At 58.6% G+C, this 1065-nt stretch carries 1 pseudogene; it reads right to left on the bottom strand.

Annotated features, from left to right (window positions below):
- Positions 1-1012: pseudogene (locus PAN31117_RS26965) on the bottom strand (IS3 family transposase); the annotation flags it as partial.
- Between the last annotated feature and the right edge of the window lie 53 nt (positions 1013-1065).

Genomic DNA, 1065 nt, shown 5'->3' with positions numbered 1-1065 from the left:
CGCAAGCCATGACGTCGGTGGATCTCCTGATAGTAGGTCGAGCAGTATTGGATACCCCGATCAGAATGATGTATCAGCGGTTGCCGACTGCGACGCTTGCGTAGCGCTTTTTGGAGCGCCTGACTGACCTGTTCAGTTTGCAGGCTATCGTGAACGTGATGACCGACAATCTTGCGCGAAAACGCATCCGTGATGAGACTCAAATAGACAAACGGACCGGCCGTCGGTAGGTACGTGATGTCGGCCACCCATACCTGTTCGGGGCCAGTTGGCACGACCTGCTGCGGCCCCGGCTTGAGCAGGTTCGGATGGCGTCGGAAGCGATGATGACTTTGCGTTGTCTTGTGGTACGCCCGGCGGGCGACCACGAGCAGACGCGCGCGGCGCAGCATCTCGAACAGTCGGTCCCGGCCCAGCTTGATGCCTCGCTCGACCAGCGTTGGTCCGAGTAGATAGTGCAATTTTCGGGTCCCGATTCGCGGCTGACGCAGCCGGACATCGCGCACCAGCGCTGTCACGGCCTCGGCCTGCGAGCAGCGACGTACCTCACTTTGAATGCGCTTGTAATATGCCTGGCGGCTGATACCCATGTATCGGCAGGCTCGCTCAACGCTTAGCTTTTCGATCCGCTTTTGCGCAACGACCTGCCCGAAGGCTTTTTTACGGTGATTCCGTAGTCCTTGCGCATCACGTCGAGCACCGCCTCGAACAGCGCAGCCTTCTCCTGCGCTTCGCGCAATTGCGTCTCCAACTCCTTGATGCGCTGCTCCGGCGTGAGCGGCTTTGAATCTTGCTTTGACATGGTGGAACCCGATTGAGCACGCCCGGATGGATCGGCCCAATCCTGCAAGCCGTGCTTGCGTAACCATACCAGTACTGTCGAGCGACCCTGAATTCCGTATCGCCGCTGCGCCCCCCTGTAGGTCAGCTCGCCCTTTTCGACTTGCTCCACCACCGATAGCTTAAAAGCCAGACTGTAGTCCCGCTGCGTCCGCTTGACCCCTTGCTCCATTTGCCTCTCCTTCAATGCATCGAAAAAGTGACAACCTATTTCAGGACGGGTCA

The sequence above is a fragment of the Pandoraea anapnoica genome (assembly GCF_902459765.1).
GTDB classification, from domain to species: Bacteria; Pseudomonadota; Gammaproteobacteria; order Burkholderiales; family Burkholderiaceae; genus Pandoraea; species Pandoraea anapnoica.
Note: the sequence above shows the minus strand (reverse complement) of the source record. Positions and strands in the feature narration are given on the sequence as shown.